The organism is Streptomyces sp. NPDC007162 (assembly GCF_040634175.1).
In the GTDB taxonomy this organism is placed as follows: Bacteria; Actinomycetota; Actinomycetes; order Streptomycetales; family Streptomycetaceae; genus Streptomyces.
The window spans coordinates 1-15,625 of sequence record NZ_JBEYFC010000186.1; the positions used below are offsets into that span (position 1 = coordinate 1).

General features: G+C 71.6%; 15 protein-coding genes. 4 read left to right on the plus strand and 11 right to left on the minus strand.

Annotated features, from left to right (window positions below):
- Nucleotides 1-81 precede the first annotated feature (81 nt).
- The 6 genes from fbaA to ABZ646_RS22330 form a co-directional block, all read right to left on the minus strand.
- Entirely contained in the window at nucleotides 82-1,104 is a 1,023-nt protein-coding gene (fbaA, locus tag ABZ646_RS22305; RefSeq protein WP_360521512.1) for a class II fructose-bisphosphate aldolase, read from the minus strand.
- A 163-nt stretch (nucleotides 1,105-1,267) separates the two neighbouring features.
- Entirely contained in the window at nucleotides 1,268-1,816 is a 549-nt protein-coding gene (pyrE, locus tag ABZ646_RS22310; protein ID WP_360521515.1) for an orotate phosphoribosyltransferase, read from the minus strand.
- Nucleotides 1,817-1,826: 10 nt separating this feature from the next.
- Nucleotides 1,827-2,615 carry an aldose 1-epimerase gene (locus ABZ646_RS22315; protein ID WP_360521518.1) on the minus strand — a complete coding sequence of 263 codons (789 nt, stop codon included), beginning with the start codon at nucleotides 2,613-2,615 and terminating at the stop codon, nucleotides 1,827-1,829.
- 79 nt (nucleotides 2,616-2,694) lie between these two features.
- Nucleotides 2,695-3,450 carry an SRPBCC family protein gene (locus ABZ646_RS22320; protein WP_360521521.1) on the minus strand — a complete coding sequence of 252 codons (756 nt, stop codon included), beginning with the start codon at nucleotides 3,448-3,450 and terminating at the stop codon, nucleotides 2,695-2,697.
- Nucleotides 3,451-3,616: 166 nt separating this feature from the next.
- Nucleotides 3,617-5,248, minus strand: coding sequence for a polyamine aminopropyltransferase (locus tag ABZ646_RS22325; RefSeq protein ID WP_360521524.1), 1,632 nt, complete (start codon nucleotides 5,246-5,248; stop codon nucleotides 3,617-3,619).
- A gap of 84 nt (nucleotides 5,249-5,332) precedes the next feature.
- Nucleotides 5,333-5,863, minus strand: a complete 531-nt coding sequence (locus ABZ646_RS22330; protein WP_360521527.1) for a DUF2617 family protein — start codon at nucleotides 5,861-5,863, stop codon at nucleotides 5,333-5,335.
- A gap of 806 nt (nucleotides 5,864-6,669) precedes the next feature.
- Between ABZ646_RS22330 and ABZ646_RS22335 the strand changes: the two genes are divergently transcribed.
- Nucleotides 6,670-7,860, plus strand: coding sequence for a pyridoxal phosphate-dependent aminotransferase (locus tag ABZ646_RS22335; protein WP_360521530.1), 1,191 nt, complete (start codon nucleotides 6,670-6,672; stop codon nucleotides 7,858-7,860).
- Between the two features lie 110 nt (nucleotides 7,861-7,970).
- Here the strand turns inward: ABZ646_RS22335 and ABZ646_RS22340 are convergent, their stop codons facing one another.
- Nucleotides 7,971-9,128, minus strand: coding sequence for a hypothetical protein (locus ABZ646_RS22340; RefSeq protein ID WP_360521533.1), 1,158 nt, complete (start codon nucleotides 9,126-9,128; stop codon nucleotides 7,971-7,973).
- A gap of 22 nt (nucleotides 9,129-9,150) precedes the next feature.
- Entirely contained in the window at nucleotides 9,151-9,345 is a 195-nt protein-coding gene (locus tag ABZ646_RS22345) for a hypothetical protein (RefSeq protein WP_360521536.1), read from the minus strand.
- 309 nt (nucleotides 9,346-9,654) lie between these two features.
- Here ABZ646_RS22345 and ABZ646_RS22350 point away from each other — a divergent pair, with 309 nt between their 5' ends.
- Together ABZ646_RS22350 and ABZ646_RS22355 are read left to right on the plus strand one after the other, a co-directional pair.
- A complete protein-coding gene (locus ABZ646_RS22350) occupies nucleotides 9,655-9,912 on the plus strand; it encodes a type II toxin-antitoxin system prevent-host-death family antitoxin (protein WP_037676836.1) in 258 nt (85 codons plus the stop codon).
- 10 nt (nucleotides 9,913-9,922) lie between these two features.
- A complete protein-coding gene (locus ABZ646_RS22355) occupies nucleotides 9,923-10,183 on the plus strand; it encodes a Txe/YoeB family addiction module toxin (RefSeq protein ID WP_360521540.1) in 261 nt (86 codons plus the stop codon).
- Nucleotides 10,184-10,286: 103 nt separating this feature from the next.
- Here the strand turns inward: ABZ646_RS22355 and ABZ646_RS22360 are convergent, their stop codons facing one another.
- The gene (locus tag ABZ646_RS22360) at nucleotides 10,287-10,673 is read right to left on the minus strand and encodes a signal peptidase I (protein WP_360521552.1); all 387 of its coding nucleotides are present in this window, start codon (nucleotides 10,671-10,673) and stop codon (nucleotides 10,287-10,289) included.
- Nucleotides 10,674-10,841: 168 nt separating this feature from the next.
- Here ABZ646_RS22360 and ABZ646_RS22365 point away from each other — a divergent pair, with 168 nt between their 5' ends.
- Entirely contained in the window at nucleotides 10,842-12,020 is a 1,179-nt protein-coding gene (locus ABZ646_RS22365) for a hypothetical protein (protein ID WP_360521543.1), read from the plus strand.
- 9 nt (nucleotides 12,021-12,029) lie between these two features.
- On the opposite strand, the gene ABZ646_RS22370 is transcribed toward ABZ646_RS22365, so the two are convergent.
- Both ABZ646_RS22370 and clpB read right to left on the minus strand, forming a co-directional pair.
- Nucleotides 12,030-12,560, minus strand: a complete 531-nt coding sequence (locus tag ABZ646_RS22370) for a YbjN domain-containing protein (RefSeq protein WP_360521546.1) — start codon at nucleotides 12,558-12,560, stop codon at nucleotides 12,030-12,032.
- A 102-nt stretch (nucleotides 12,561-12,662) separates the two neighbouring features.
- Nucleotides 12,663-15,296, minus strand: a complete 2,634-nt coding sequence (gene clpB / locus ABZ646_RS22375; RefSeq protein WP_360521549.1) for an ATP-dependent chaperone ClpB — start codon at nucleotides 15,294-15,296, stop codon at nucleotides 12,663-12,665.
- Between the last annotated feature and the right edge of the window lie 329 nt (nucleotides 15,297-15,625).

Consider the following 15,625-nt stretch of genomic DNA (forward strand, 5'->3'; position numbering starts at 1 on the left):
GTCACGGCTCGGTGAGGTCGGCCAGCAGTCGGCAGATGCCGACGGACGCCGGGTCCGGACCGTGATGTGCGCGCTACGGCTTTACTTGATCTTGTTGCCCGCGGAGCGCAGGTTCTGCGTGGCCTCGACGACCCGGGCGGCCATGCCCGCCTCGGCCAGCTTGCCCCAGGTGCGCGGGTCGTAGGTCTTCTTGGAGCCGACCTCGCCGTCGACCTTCAGGACGCCGTCGTAGTTCTTGAACATGTGGTCGGCGACCGGGCGGGTGAAGGCGTACTGGGTGTCGGTGTCGAGGTTCATCTTCACGACGCCGTTCTCCAGCGCGGTCAGGATCTCCTGCTCGGTGGAGCCGGAACCGCCGTGGAAGACGAAGTCGAACGGCGACTGCTTGCCGAACTTCGCGGCCACGCCGTCGCTCAGCTCCTTGAGCAGGTCGGGGCGGAGCACGACGTTGCCCGGCTTGTAGACGCCGTGCACGTTGCCGAAGGAGGCGGCGAGCAGGTAGCGGCCCTTCTCGCCGAGACCGAGCGCCTCGGCCGTACGGATCGCGTCGTCGACCGTGGTGTACAGGGAGTCGTTGATCTCGTGGGAGACGCCGTCCTCCTCGCCACCGGTCGGGGTGATCTCGACCTCGAGGATGATGTTGGCGCGGCGGGCCTGCTCGAGCAGCTCCTGCGCGATCGCGAGGTTGTCGGCGAGGGTCTCGGCCGAGCCGTCCCACATGTGCGACTGGAAGAGCGGGTTGCGGCCGCTCTTCACACGCTCCTCGGAGATCGCGAGCAGCGGGCGTACGTACCCGTCGAGCTTGTCCTTCGGGCAGTGGTCGGTGTGCAGCGCGATGTTGACGGGGTACTTCTCGGCGACGATGTGCGCGAACTCGGCGAGCGCGACCGAGCCGGAGACCATGTCCTTCTTGTACTGGCCGCCCAGGAACTCCGCGCCGCCGGTCGAGATCTGGACGATGCCGTCGCTCTCCGCCTCCGCGAAGCCGCGCAGCGCCGCGTGCAGGGTCTGGGTCGAGGTGACGTTGATGGCCGGGTAGGCGAACTTGCCTGCCTTCGCCCGGTCGAGCATCTCGTTGTAGACCTCGGGGGTTGCGATGGGCATCTGTCCGCTCCTTGGGTGTGCGGGTCGGGTAATGCTGTTTCTCTACGGCCCTGACCTAGACCTGTGTGGGGGCGACGTCATCGTCGGCCCCATCTTTCCAGACCTGAACCGATGCTCCCGGCGCCGGTCAAATCCGGGTCAATCCCACTCGTCAACCGGCGTGTCAGTCCAGTCCCAGTTCGTCCTTCGAGAAGGCGAAGAGGTACGGCACGCCCGCGCCCGCGCGGATCTTCTCGTCGGCGCCGGTGGCGCGGTCGACGATGGTGGCCACGGCGACGACCTCGGCGCCGGCCTCCCGCACGGCCTCCACGGCGGTGAGCGGGGAGCCGCCGGTGGTGGAGGTGTCCTCGACGACCAGCACCCGCCGCCCCTTGATGTCCGGCCCCTCCACCCTGCGCTGCATGCCGTGCGCCTTCGCCGCCTTGCGTACGACGAAGGCGTCGAGCCTGCGGCCGCGGGCCGCCGCCGCGTGCAGCATGCTCGCGGCGACCGGGTCGGCGCCCATGGTCAGACCGCCGACGGCGTCGAACTCCAGGTCCGCGGTCAGGTCCAGCAGCACCTGGCCGACCAGCGGGGCGGCCTCGCCGTCGAGGGTGACGCGGCGCAGGTCGACGTAGTAGTCCGCCTCCAGGCCCGACGACAGGGTCACCCTGCCGTGCACCACGGCCTTGTTCTTGATCTGTTCCAGCAGCTCAGCACGTACATCCGTCATGCCGAACAGCTTAGAGGCGCGTCCAGCTCCAGGTGGTCGTGGCTTCCAGCGGCTCCAGCGGGGTGACCAGGCGCGGCTGGGTGTTCAACCCGTTCGGCGGGCCGGTCTGCGGTTCCACGCACACGGCGGCCTCCTGCTCGTCGTAGACGACGACCCACTGCTCCCGGGAGGCGACCTTCAGCGCCAGCTGCCCCGGCCAGGTGAGGGTGACGTCGACGCCGTCGGGCATGCCGAAGCAGTCGTCCCAGGGGCCGGGCTTCGGGTCGATGCGGTTGCCGGTGGGCAGGTGGTCGTCGCCGCGCTCCTCCTGCCAGGCGGGGGCGAAGTCGACCTGGGCGTCCTGGCCGCCGAGGTTCCGGTTGAACCAGGGATGCCAGCCGATCTGCGCCGGGAAGGAGTTGTCGTACGTCTCGACGCCCATCGTCAGCGTCAGCGAGTCCTCGGTGAGCTGCACGGCGTGGGTGACGCGGGCGGGGTGCGGCCAGGGGGCGACGAGTTCGTACGTGATCACGGCCTCGTCCGCCGAGACGCGCGCGGTGCGCCAGGCGCCGTCGCGGGCGGTGCCGTGGATGGCGTGGGGCGGGGAGTTGAGGGGCATCTGGACGGGGGTGGCGCCGTCGAGGAAGCGGCCGTCCCGGATCCGGCCGCACCAGGGGACCATCGGGAAGCAGCCGAAGCGGTCGCCTTGGCGGAGGAGCTCCAGGGAGCCGATCCTGAGGCCGGCGATGCGGCCGCCGTTGCGGGGGTGGAGGCGGACTTCCGCGTCGCCTGCGGTCAGCGTGATGTCTTCGTTACTCACGGGATGACACTACTGGGGGACGGGGGCCGCGTTTCGGCTGCGGGTGAGTGGGGCTGCGCCCCTTTCGGGACGACGTGGCTCACCGGCGTCTGCGCAGTGCCCTCGTCACCACGATCGCCGAGGCCAGCGCCAGTGCCGCCGCCGGGGCCGCCCAGCGCAGTGCCGAGTTCGCCGCCACCGTCTGCGGGGCCGGGACCGGCGCGTACCGCCCTCTGGGGGGTGCGTGGTCGACCTCCTCCGCGCTGCGGCCGATCATCGTCCGGCGGGCGTGGGCCGCCTCGGCGAAGATCTCGGGGAGAGGTTCCTCGATGGGCACCTCCACCGGCTCCCCCGGTTCTGGGGCTTCGGGAGCCAGGGACGGGGGCGGGACCTCCGTCTCGAAGACGGACGGCGCCGGTCCGGCCGGGGCTTCGGGTCCGGCCTCCCCCAGCCCCTCCACGAAGCGGCTCAGCAGCCTCGTCGCCGCCGACTCCACCGCCTCCGCGGGCAGTTCCGCGGCCCGGCCGCCGGCGGAGGCGGTGCCGGTCACCGTGACCTCGCAGCCCTGCTCCGCGTCCGCGAGGCGCAGGGTGAGCGCCAGCTTCACCGTGCCGGTGCCGCGCGCCTCGGTGGCGTCGCCGTCGACCGCGTAGGAACCGTCGTCGTGGGGGGTGACGCGCAGGGCACCCCGGTAGGTGATCGAGTGGCCGCCGAAGCGGACCTTGAGGCGGCCGGTGCCGGGGGCGGCGCCCGCGTCCTGCTGGAGGCCGGGGACCGCCCGGGCGACCCGCGCGGGGTCGGCCAGCGCCTCCCTGAGCCGGGCGCTCGGGGCCGGTACGTACACCTGGTGCTCCATGGCGTCTGAGCGTACCCAGGAGTCGGCCCCCCGTACCCTCCCCGACGCACGGCGCGCTGCCGGGGCAGCCGACGCCACGTTGACGGAACCCTCCCACGGACCACGCATCCAGCACTCGGGCGCCACCACCGCCCACCCCAGCACACCGGGCCCAGCACCCCGTCGCTCAATACCGTGGATCCACCAGTGTGGAAGCCGGGAAGGCTGTCGTCGGGGTTCGTAGGGCGGCGTGGGTCAGGGAGCGTCGGGTCAGGGTTCGTAGTGGGGGGGCGTCGGGGGGCAGCCGTAGGGCGGGTTCCCGGCCGTCGGTCGTGGCCAGGAGGAAACCCCAGTCGTGCGGGGCCCTGGACTCGCCGGCGGAGCGGTCGGGGCCCGGGGTGAAGCCGGCGTCGTGGCCGAGGACGCGGTAGGGGGCCGGGGCGAGGCCCGCGGCCCGCATGGTGGCGGCGACCGTCCAGAAGGTGCGGGGGCGCGCCTGCACCGGACCGGCGTGCACGACCAGCCGTCCGCCGGGGGCGAGGACGCGGCGGGCCAGGCCGTAGAACTCCTCGGAGTACAGCTTGGCGCTGGCGGTGATGCCGGGATCGGGCAGATCGGCGATGACTACGTCGTAGCCGTAGCGCGGTGTCTCGCGCAGCCAGCGGAAGGCGTCGGCGGTGGACACGTGGACGCGGGGGTCGTCGTAGACGTGGCCGTTGAGCGCGGCGAGGGCGGGGTCCTGGCGGGCCAGGCGGATCAGCCCGGCGTCGAGTTCCACCACGTCGACCCTCCGGACGCCGGGTTCGCGGAGCACCTCACGGGCGGCCATGCCGTCGCCGCCGCCGAGGATCAGCACGCGCGCGTGCCGGCCGCTCATCGCCGGGTGGACGAGCGCTTCGTGGTACCGGCGTTCGTCCCGGCCGCCGACTCGGAGCCGGCCGTCGAGGAAGAGGTCGAGGGGCCGTCCGTGGGTGCCCCCGGCGAGGACGATCTCCTGGACATCCGTCTGGAGGGCGACCCGGACGTCGTCGCCGTAGACGGCGTGCCGTGCGGCCCGTTCGAAGTCGTCGACGAGTACGGCGGCGGAGGCGAGGACACCGAGGACGGTGAGGTTGGCGACGACCAGGGTCCAGCGGGCCCGCCGGGACAGGTCGCGGCGGAACAGGCCGAGGACCAGGGAGGCCCCGGCCACCACGTTGACCGTGCCGGTGAGCAGGGTGCCCGTCAACTGGCCGAGCACCGGCAGCAGCAGGAACGGGAAGGCGAGGCCGCCGACCAGCGCGCCGACGTAGTCCGCCGCGAACAGGTCGGCCACCGCGCCGCCCGCGTCCTGCCGGCGGATCCGCTGGATGAGCTCCATCAGCAGCGGCACCTCGGCGCCGATGAGCAGCCCGATGGCGAGGGAGAAGGCGACCAGCAGGCAGCGCGGTCCGGCGGCCCACAGCCCGCCCCAGCCGCCGGTCCAGGCGAAGACGGCGTACAACGCCATGGCGCTGCACCCGCCGACCAGCGCCAGCGCGGCCTCCACCGCGGCGAACCCGGCCGCCGCGTGCCAGCGCAGCCGCTTCGCGCCGAGCGAGCCGATCCCCATCGCGAAGACCATGACGGACAGCACGACGGAGGCCTGGGTGACCGAGTCGCCGATCAAGTAGGAGGCGAGGGCGACGAGTTCGAGTTCGTACACCAGCCCGCAGGCCGCGCAGACGAAGACGCACGCCAGCACCAGCAGGCGGCCCGTCCCCGGCCGCACGGGCAGCGGCGCAGGGGTGCCCCAGGGCGGCGGTGCGCCGGGAGGGGCGGGTGCGTGCGGTTCGATCACTCTGCGACGTTACGTCACTCGCTCAGTACGCTTCGTCACCCACACGTGTGGAACTATCGTTCTTTGACGCGCAGTTGGTTTATGTCATCGACCGATGGACTGCGGCACCGGAGCCCGGACGCCGACCCTGGTCCGGGTCGCCACCAGCTGGCCGTCCTGCGGGTAGGCGTGCCAGGTCCGCCAGTGCACCTGCCCCTCGTACCGCTGGGCCAGCATCGCGGTGAAGGCGTGCGGGCTGCCCGGGAAGACCCCGGCGAGGCCGTGCGGGTGCTCGGAGACGAGGGCGAGCAGTTCCTGGGCGCGCCCGGCGAAGGAGCCGGGTGACAGCACCTCGACGCGGGCCGCGAACTCGTACTCCCAGTCGCCGATGCGCTTGGCGACCCCGAGCGGCAGGGGGGTGCTGGACCCCGGGATGCACGCCACCGTCTCCGAACAGCCGCCCCGCTGCTCCTCCAGGAGCACCTGGTGGGACGCGCCGAGCAGTCTCAGCTGCAGCTTCGCCCCCGTCAGTTCCAGGTCGAGGGTGGCCAGGGCGGGCAGCGGCTCACGCCCCAGGGCCCAGGCGAGGTCGGCCGCGCGCGTATCGGTGTAGGAGGTGTTCAGGGTCGTGAGCATGGATCGGCTCCGCTAACACGCAAAAGACGGGGAGTGTGGTCCGGCGCACCTCGGTCGACACCGGGAGATCGGCCCGGCCGGCCCAGCCGGGGAAGGGGTGTCGTCAGGACGCCCGAGGCGCTGCTTTGGTGATTTAGAGGGAATCATGAACTGTGGCGCTGCCACAGCGTTTTTACCCAACTTCGTGGGGTTTCCATCCCTCAGAGGGCTCCACAGCTCAACTGTTCAGCCATGTCGTGCGCCGTATTCCGCCCGGCGCGCGCAGGGGCGCCCGCGGAGAGCTCCCCCGCCCTCCCGCCGGACGCCCCGGTCCCCCGTTTCCCTCCCTGTTCCCGCTCCCCCGTCAGTTGCCTCCGCCGCAGCCGCCACCGCACGAGGACCCGCCGCCGCACGAGGACCCACCGCCGCACGAGGAGTGACCGCCCCCGCAGGAATGGCCCCCGTGCCCACCGCTGTGCCCACCGCTGTGCCCGCCGTGCGACGACGAGGACGACCCGCTGTCCCCCGACCCGCTGTCCCCCGCCCACCAGCTGCGCGAGCCGTCGTACGCGGAGGACCCGCCCCCGCCGACCGCCGACCCCTTGCCCGACCCGCCCCTGCGGATCGCCGACCGGACGATCGCCAGACAGACGATCGCGGCCATCACCACGATGACTACGGTGCCCATGGCGTCACCTGCTTTCTTCCCCCTTGGGACGACCCCCCGTGGGCGCCCCGGCCGCCGCGGGAGCGCGGCGTGAACCTGGGATGCCCGGCCGCCTCACCGGCCAAAGCAGAGTTGAGGAACTCCAGAGCTTGGGCGCAGGATGACCGGCATGACCTCCAGTGAACGCCCGCTCCTGAACCGCCGGCTCGCCGAGTTCGGGACCACGATCTTCGCCGAGATGTCCGCGCTGGCGCTGCGCACCGGGTCCATCAACCTGGGGCAGGGCTTCCCGGACACCGACGGCCCCGAGGAGGTCAGGGAGGCCGCCGTGCGCGCGCTGCGCGAGGGGCGCGGCAACCAGTACCCGCCGGGCCCCGGCGTCCCCGAGCTGCGCACCGCGATCGCCGCGCACCAGGAACGCCGGTACGGGCTGTCGTACGACCCGGACGCCGCGGTGCTCGTCACGGCGGGCGCGACGGAGGCGATCGCCGCCGCCCTGCTGGCCCTCGTGGAGCCCGGTGACGAGGTCGTCGCCCTGGAGCCGTACTACGACTCCTACGCGGCCTGCATCGCGATGGCCGGCGGCACCCGGGTGCCGGTCACGCTGCGCCCGGACGGCGGCGCGTTCCGCCTCGACCTCGACGAACTGCGCGCCGCCGTCACCCCGCGCACCCGGCTCCTGCTGGTCAACACCCCGCACAACCCGACCGGCACGGTCCTCACCCGCGCCGAGCTGACCGCGATCGCCGAACTGGCGGTGGAGCGGGACCTGCTGGTGGTCACGGACGAGGTGTACGAGCACCTGGTCTACGACGAGGCGGAACACATCCCCCTCGCCACCCTCCCCGGCATGCGCGGACGCACGGTCACCATCGGGTCGGCCGGCAAGACCTTCTCCTTCACCGGCTGGAAGGTCGGCTGGGTGACGTCGACGCCGGAGCTGGTCGCGGCGGTCCGCTCGGCCAAGCAGTTCCTGACGTACGTCTCCTCCGGGCCCTTCCAGTACGCCGTGGCCGAGGCCCTGGGCCTGCCCGACTCGTACTTCGCGGACTTCCGCGCGGACATGCAGGCCAAGCGGGACCTGCTCGCGGGCGGCTTGGAGCGGGCGGGCTTCAAGGTCTTCCGCCCGGCCGGTACGTACTTCATCACCACCGACATCCGGCCGCTCGGTGAGAGCGACGGTTTCACCTTCTGCCGTGCACTGCCGGAGCGCTGCGGGGTGGTCGCGATCCCCAACGCGGTCTTCTACGACCACCGCGAGCAAGGCGCGCCCTTTGTTCGATTTGCTTTCTGCAAGCGGACAAGTGTGCTGGAGGAGGCGGCATCCAGGCTCAAGTCGCTGGCCGCGTAACAGCCGTACGGTCTGGGCTCCTCCGTGGACCTGAACCGCACGTCGCCTTCCTGCGGCACGGTCTCCCCTCTCACTCCGGTCGGCCTGGCGCCTGCCGATGTCAGGAGTGCTCAGATGTCGTAGACCGTGGAGCGATGCCCGACGTGTACGACGGGCCCGCCGAACTTGTCCACGGTCCAGGTCGTCCCGCGCCCGCCGGAGGTGGCTGCCGGGAGGTCGGCTATCTCACGGGTGGCCGCGGTGCCGTCGGCGAAGTCGGTGAGGAGGAGCGTCCCGGCCGTCGTGTCCTGCCGGACGAGGTATCCGTCGCCGAGTTGGACCTGGCCGGAGGGGACGGGGATGTTCTTCTTCGCCGTACGGTCCCAGACGCCGGCCGTCCCGCCCGTCCCGCAGGACCAGTAGATCCAGCGGCTCACCACCTGGAGCTCCTTGGGGACGCACGGCGCGCCGGTGCTGACGGTGGCGTCGATCGCGCCGGTCTTCAGGTTCCTGGCGGTGACGACACCGTTGCCGGAACCCGGCGTCCACAGGCCGGTCCCCCAGACGGAGGCGGCTGTGACGGAGCGGGTGAGGACGGGCTGCAGGTCGGTCTGGACACCGAGGTCGCCGACGTACTGTCTGCTGGGGGAGGAACCGTTGACGACCGCGTAGCGGCCGGTGACGTCGAGGAAGGTACCGGAGGCCGAGGGCAGGTAGAAGAAGCCGGCCTGGTCGTCGCTGTCGACGGACTGGACGTACGAGCCGACCGGGTCGGCGTCGGCGGTGAACGTCACCGCGCGGCCGTCCCCGGTGGCGTACGGCCCCGAACCGAGGCCGTCCCATTTCCGCCAGGTCCGGGTGCCGGGTGTACCGTCCGCGGCGACCGGCCGGGTGTAGTACGCACCCATGAAGCTGGTGTCGGCCTCGTCGGTGGCCAGGGTGCCGTTCTCCAGCGACAGCCGCGTGATCTTCGCCGCCATCGGCGGTACGGCGGTCAGTCCGGTCGGTACCGGGGTGTCCGCGCCCGTGCCGGTGACCCGGCGTACCGCCCAGTGCCCGGCGTCGGTGCCGCCGACGACCAGCAGGCTGCCGTCGGGGGCGGGTACGACGGAGCTGTTGGCGTGCCGGAGCAGCGTGACCGGGGCGCCGCCCGTGACGGGGACGGCCATGAGCTGCTCGCCGGACTCGTCGGCCAGATTGGAGGGGTCCGACGGCACGGTACGGGCCACCACCAGCCAGCCCCCGGTGATACCGACCGACGGGGTGCCCTCGGTGCCGGGCAGCGTCACCGTCGTCCCGGGGGAGGTGAGGTCACCGCGGTCCAGGACGTGTGCCGTCGGCGCGGGGCCGGTAACGGTCGGACTGGAAGACCTTCTCGGTCGCGAGCGCGGTGCTTCCGGTGCCGTCGCCCGCATCGGCCGTGCCGACGAGCGGACCGGGACCGGCGACAACGGTGAGGACTGCCAGCGCGGCGACGATGCCGCGGGCGGTGGTACGACGAGCCATCGTCGCCTCCTGGGGGCTTCCGGCGGAAAGAGGCATGACGGAGGCCGACGGTCGAAAAGGCGTGTGTCGATGCTGCCGCGACATATCCGCCCCGAACTTCCCCCCGCATGCGGCGAGTTGAGGATAACAGCGGCCACAGGTTTCTCTGGGGCGCCGGTACGACGAGATCCTGCTCGTCTTCGCGACGGCCACCGCGTCGGCGACCCCAGGTCCCTTCTCGGCGCACCTGCCGTTGCCGGTGACGTCGATGCGCTTGTCGCACCACAGAGCGAGACGTACAATTTCTTGTACGCCGAAGGAGGGCTGATCGTGAAGACCATGACGTATTCCGAGTCCCGAGCGCGGTACGCCGAGGTGCTCAACTCCGTCACCGACGACCGCGAGGAGGTCGTCATCACCCGGGCCGGACACGAGCCGGTCGTCATCGTCTCCCTTGAGGACTACGAGTCCCTGAAGGAGACCGCGTACCTGCTGCGAAGCCCGGCGAACGCCCGGCGCCTGCTCGCCTCCATCGACGAGCTGGAGAACGGCGGCGGCACCGTACGCGAGCTGGCGACCGACGAATGAGGGCCCCGAGTTGAAGATCACCTTCTCCTCCCGTGCCTGGGAGGACTACCTGGGGTGGCAGTCACAGGACCGGAAGATCCTGAAGCGCATCAACACGCTCATCGCGGACATCGCCCGGAACGGCAACGAGGGGATCGGTAAACCGGAACCGCTCAAGCACGGATTCCAGGGCTACTGGTCGCGCCGCATCAACGACGAGCACAGACTGATCTACAAGGCCACCGAGGACGCCGTCCTGATCGCACAGTGCCGCTACCACTACGAGAGCTGACCGGTGAACCGCGGCGATCCACCGGTCGGCGCGACTGCTGCCGCGGAACTGCACGACCCGGTGGAGCGACTGCCGCTCCACCGACCTCAGGCACCCGGCTGAGCTACGCGGTGGCGTCCGGGACCGCGTAGCCCGGTACGGACGGCCACCGGACCGTCAGGAGCACCGAGTCCTCCTCCGCGTACCAGGAGTGGTCCGTCCCCCGCCCCCACACGACGTAGTCGCCCTGCTCCGCCAGCACCACGCTGCGGCCGGGGAGCTCGACGCGGAAGCGGCCGCTGACGAGCACCAGGAGGGCGGTGCGCTCCTCGCCCTCCACCCACCGCGCCCGCTCCTCGCCGCGGGGGTGCACCCCCCATTTGATCTCCACGGCCTCGCTGTGCCGCGGATCGCCCGGGTCCTTGAAATGGCCGAGGAGCCACCCCCGGTCCAGTGCCGCGTCCTTGCCCGCGTTGCCCACGTACACGCCGTCGTCCGCGCTGTCGTTCACTCTGTCGTCCACACCCTCGTCCCCGCCCTGGTCCCCGCCCTGGTCCACGCCCTGGTCCACGCCCTGGTCCACGCACCCGGACGCTAGCAGCCGTCCGGAAGGGGGGCCGCTACCCCATCGGGCGCACATTTCTCGCACATCACCGCGATCCCCCGGCAGGGTGCGAATGTGAGCCACGTCAGCACCGCCCTCGCCCCACCCGTCGCCCAGCGGCCCGGCACCCGGCTGTCCCTCGTCACGGCCGGCGGGGTCGCCGTGGGACTGTTCGCGGCGGTCCGGCTCACCGGTATGGCCGTGCTCGCGCTGGTGGCGTGGGCGGCCGGCGGACATCCGCTGACCCTCCTCGGCCGGTCCTGGGACTCGGCCTGGTACCTGGGCATCGCCGCCCACGGCTACGGCCGCACCCTGCACTTCGGGCCCGGCGTCGTCCACAGCGACCTGGCGTTCTTCCCGCTCTACCCGGCGCTGATCCGCACCCTCACGGCGCTCACCCCGCTCAGCGGGGCGGGGGCCGCGCTGCTGGTCTCCTGGACCGCGGCGGCCGTCGCCGCGGCCGGCGTCTACGCGGTGGGCACCCGGCTGCACGGCCGCGCGGTGGGCACCACGCTGGTCCTGCTGTGGGCCCTGCTCCCGCACTCCGTGGTGCTGTCGATGGCGTACACGGAGCCGGTGCTGACCGCGTTCGCCGCCTGGTCCCTGTACGCGGTCCTGGCCGGCAACTGGCTGTGGGCGGGCGCGCTGGCCGCCCTCGCCGGTCTGTCCCGGCCCAACGGCTTCGCGGTCGCCGCGGCCGTGCTCGTCGCCGCCGGCTGCGAGCTCCACCGCCGCCGCGGCCGGGTCACCCACAGGCTGTGGACGGGCGCGGCGCTCGCCCCGGTCGGATGGGCGGCCTACGTGCTGTGGGTGGGCGGCCGCACCGGCGACCCACTGGGCGGCTACTTCGACGTGCAGCGTCTGTGGGGCTCGCGCTTCGACCTGGGCCGGGGCTCCCTGCGCTTCGCCCGCGAGCTGCTCCTGCACGGCAACCGCTTCGTCTTCTCGATGGCCCTGCTGATCGTGGCGGCGGCGGTGCTCCTGTACGCCCTGCTGGCCCTGGACCGCCCGCCGCTGCCCCTCCTCGCCTACACCGCCGTCCTGCTCCTGATCACGCTCGGCGGCTCGGGCTTCTTCGAGTCGAAGCCGCGCTTCCTGCTCCCGGCCTTCCCGCTGCTGCTGCCCCTGGCACGGGCGCTGGTACGCACGGCGAGAGCCCGGCCCTGGCACGCGACGGTGGTGGTCACGACCCTGGCCGGGCTCTCGTTCGGCTACGGCGCGTACCTCGTCGTGTACGCGCACACACCGCTGTAGGTCTCCTGCTTACTCGTCGCCGTCTTCCGGCTTCTCGGCCTCGTTGACGTCCTCTTCCAGGCCGAGCTGCTCGACGAGCCACTTGTCGAACTCGATGGCGGCACGCACCCAGCTGACCGTGGACGAGACGAAGTGGTTGATGTCGACGCCGGTGCCGATCAGCATCTGCGCCTCACCGATGAGACGGACGGTGCCGTCGTCGTGGGTGTGGGTGTAGACCTTGGGCCACAGGGTCCGCCGGTTCCAGTCGTCGATGGACTCCAGGAGCTGCGGCTTCTCGTCGATCTTGTGCGGCCGGTCGTAGAACGTCCGCACCGAGAAGACCGCCTGCTCGTCCTCACCGCGGAACATGAAGTACGTACGGAACTGCTCCCACGGCGCCGCGAGGTCGCCCTCGTCGTCGACGACGTACTTGAGCTCCATCTGGTCGAGGAGCTGCTTCACAAGATCCTGATCCGGGACGACGGGGCCCGCCGGTCCTTGGGGCTGCGGCTCGGGCTGGCCCCCGAAGTTCGGAATCGAGGACGGGTCGATGCTCACCGTGATTTTCCCTTCATACGGATCCCGCCATCCTCCCCCATCCGGGGAGGGGGGAGGCAACCCCCGCCCCGGCGGGTTCACCTCCCGTTGGCGGAATTCAGCTCAGAGCGTCTTTCCGGTGCCCCGGCCGGCCTCTCCGGCCGCGCCTTCGGTGGTCGTCGGGCCCACCAGGAGGCCCTCTCCGAAGGCGTCGACGCGGATCGTGTCGCCGTCCTTGACCTCGCCGGAGAGGATCTCCTTGGCCAGGCGGTCGCCGATGGCGGTCTGGACCAGGCGGCGCAGCGGGCGGGCGCCGTACGCCGGGTCGTTGCCCTCCTCGGCGAGCCAGGCCAGGGCCTCGGGCGTGACCTCCAGGGCGAGGCGGCGGTCGGCGAGACGCCGTGCCAGCCGGTCGATCTGGAGCCGGGCGATCCGGGCCAGCTCGTCCTTCTCCAGGGCCGAGAAGACCACCAGGTCGTCCAGGCGGTTCAGGAACTCCGGCTTGAAGGACCTCCGGACCGTCTCCAGGACCTGCTCCTTCTTCTCCTGAGGGCTGAGCGCCGGGTCCACCAGGTACTGGCTGCCCAGGTTCGACGTCAGCACCAGGATGGTGTTGCGGAAGTCGACCGTGCGGCCCTGCCCGTCGGTGAGGCGGCCGTCGTCGAGGACCTGGAGGAGGATGTCGAAGACCTCGGGGTGGGCCTTCTCCACCTCGTCCAGGAGGACCACGGTGTACGGGCGGCGGCGGACCGCCTCGGTCAGCTGACCGCCCTCCTCGTAGCCGACGTAGCCGGGCGGGGCACCGACCAGCCGGGCCACGCTGTGCTTCTCGCCGTACTCGGACATGTCGATGCGGACCATCGCCCGCTCGTCGTCGAAGAGGAAGTCGGCGAGCGCCTTGGCCAGCTCCGTCTTGCCGACACCGGTCGGGCCGAGGAAGAGGAAGGAGCCGGTGGGGCGGTCGGGGTCGGCGATGCCCGCGCGGGAGCGGCGGACGGCGTCGGAGACCGCGCGTACGGCCTCGGTCTGGCCGATCAGGCGGCGGCCCAGTTCGTCCTCCATGCGGAGCAGCTTCTGGGTCTCGCCCTCCAGCAGGCGGCCGGCCGGGATGCCGGTCCAGGCGGCGACCACGTCGGCGATGTCGTCGGAACCGACCTCGTCCTTGACCATGGTGTCCTTGGCCGTCTCCTCCTCGGCCTCGGAGGCGGCCTCCAGCTCCTTCTCCAGCTGCGGGATCTCGCCGTACAGCAGCTTGGACGCGGTGTCGAAGTCGCCGTCGCGCTGGGCGCGTTCGGCGGTGCCGCGCAGCGCGTCGAGCTTCTCCTTCAGCTCGCCGACCCGGTTCAGGGACTGCTTCTCGCGCTCCCAGCGGGCGTTGAGGCCGCGCAGGTCCTCCTCCTTGTCGGCGAGGTCGCGGCGCAGCTTCTCCAGGCGTTCCACGGAGGCCGGGTCGGTCTCCTTCTCCAGCGCCAGCTCCTCCATCTTCAACCGGTCGACGGAGCGCTGGAGTTCGTCGATCTCGACGGGGGACGAGTCGATCTCCATGCGGAGCCGGGAGGCGGCCTCGTCCACGAGGTCGATCGCCTTGTCGGGGAGGAAGCGGGAGGTGATGTAGCGGTCGGACAGGGTCGCGGCGGCGACCAGCGCCGAGTCCGCGATCTGCACCTTGTGGTGGGCCTCGTACCGGCCCTTCAGGCCACGGAGGATGGCGATGGTGTCCTCGACGGTCGGCTCGGCGACCAGCACCTGCTGGAAGCGGCGCTCCAGCGCCGGGTCCTTCTCGATGCGTTCGCGGTACTCGTCGAGGGTGGTGGCGCCGACCATGCGCAGTTCGCCGCGGGCCAGCATCGGCTTGAGCATGTTGCCGGCGTCCATGGCGGAGTCGCCGCCCGCGCCGGCGCCGACGACGGTGTGCAGCTCGTCGATGAAGGTGATGATCTGGCCGTCGGAGTCCTTGATCTCGGCGAGGACGGTCTTCAGCCGCTCCTCGAACTCACCGCGGTACTTGGCGCCGGCGACCATGGCCCCGAGGTCGAGCGCCACCAGCCGCTTGTCCTTGAGGGACTCCGGCACGTCCCCCTTCACGATCCGCTGCGCGAGCCCCTCGACCACGGCGGTCTTGCCGACGCCGGGTTCGCCGATGAGCACGGGGTTGTTCTTGGTGCGGCGGGACAGCACCTGTACGACCCGGCGGATCTCGGTGTCCCGGCCGATGACCGGGTCGAGCTTGCCGTCCCGGGCGGCGGCCGTGAAGTCCGTGCCGAACTTCTCCAGGGCCTTGTACTGGCCCTCGGGGTCGGCGGTGGTCACCCGGCGTCCGCCGCGCGCCTTCTGGAAGGCGTCGGCCAGCTTCTTCGCGGTGGCGCCCTGCCGGTCGAGCACCTCGCCGGCCGCGCCGCCCTTCGCGGCGATGCCGATGAGCAGGTGCTCGGTGGAGAGGTAGTCGTCGCCGAGGTCCTTGGCGCGTTCGCCGGCGTCGGCGATGACCGCGAGCAGTTCGCGGTTGGGCTGCGGGGGCGCGACCGTGGAGCCGGTCACGCTGGGCAGCGCGGCGATGGCCCGCTCGGCTCCGGCCCGTACGGCGGCCTGGTCGGCGTCGACCGCGGCGAGCAGGTCGGTGATGTTCTCGTTGTCCTGCCCCTGGAGCAGAGCCAGCAGCAGGTGGGCAGGGGTGAGATCCGGGTGCCCCTCGGTCACGGCCCGGCTGCTGGCCGCGTTGATCGCGTCCCGGCTCCTGTTGGTCAGCTCGGCGTCCACGTTCGCGTTCTCCTCCTACGTCCCCATGCTGATCCCGGTAGTGACTCAGCCAACGTACACAAACTTGAGTCTATTCCACTCAAGGTGCGATCGGGAGGTCTTCCGGGGTCCGTCCGGAGACAAGGGAGGAGAGGGGAGGGAAAGCCGTTGCACCGGCGGGTTTCAGCCACCGTGAAGGGCGGCCGGAAACGGCGCGTACCAGGAAATGTCCCCACAAAACTGCAGCGGCGTCACCGTGTTCAGGTCACGGGGGCCATTCCTGCGGGGGCGGTCACTCCTCGTGCGGCGGTGGGTCCTCGTGCGGCGGCGGGTCCTCGTGCGGTGGCGGC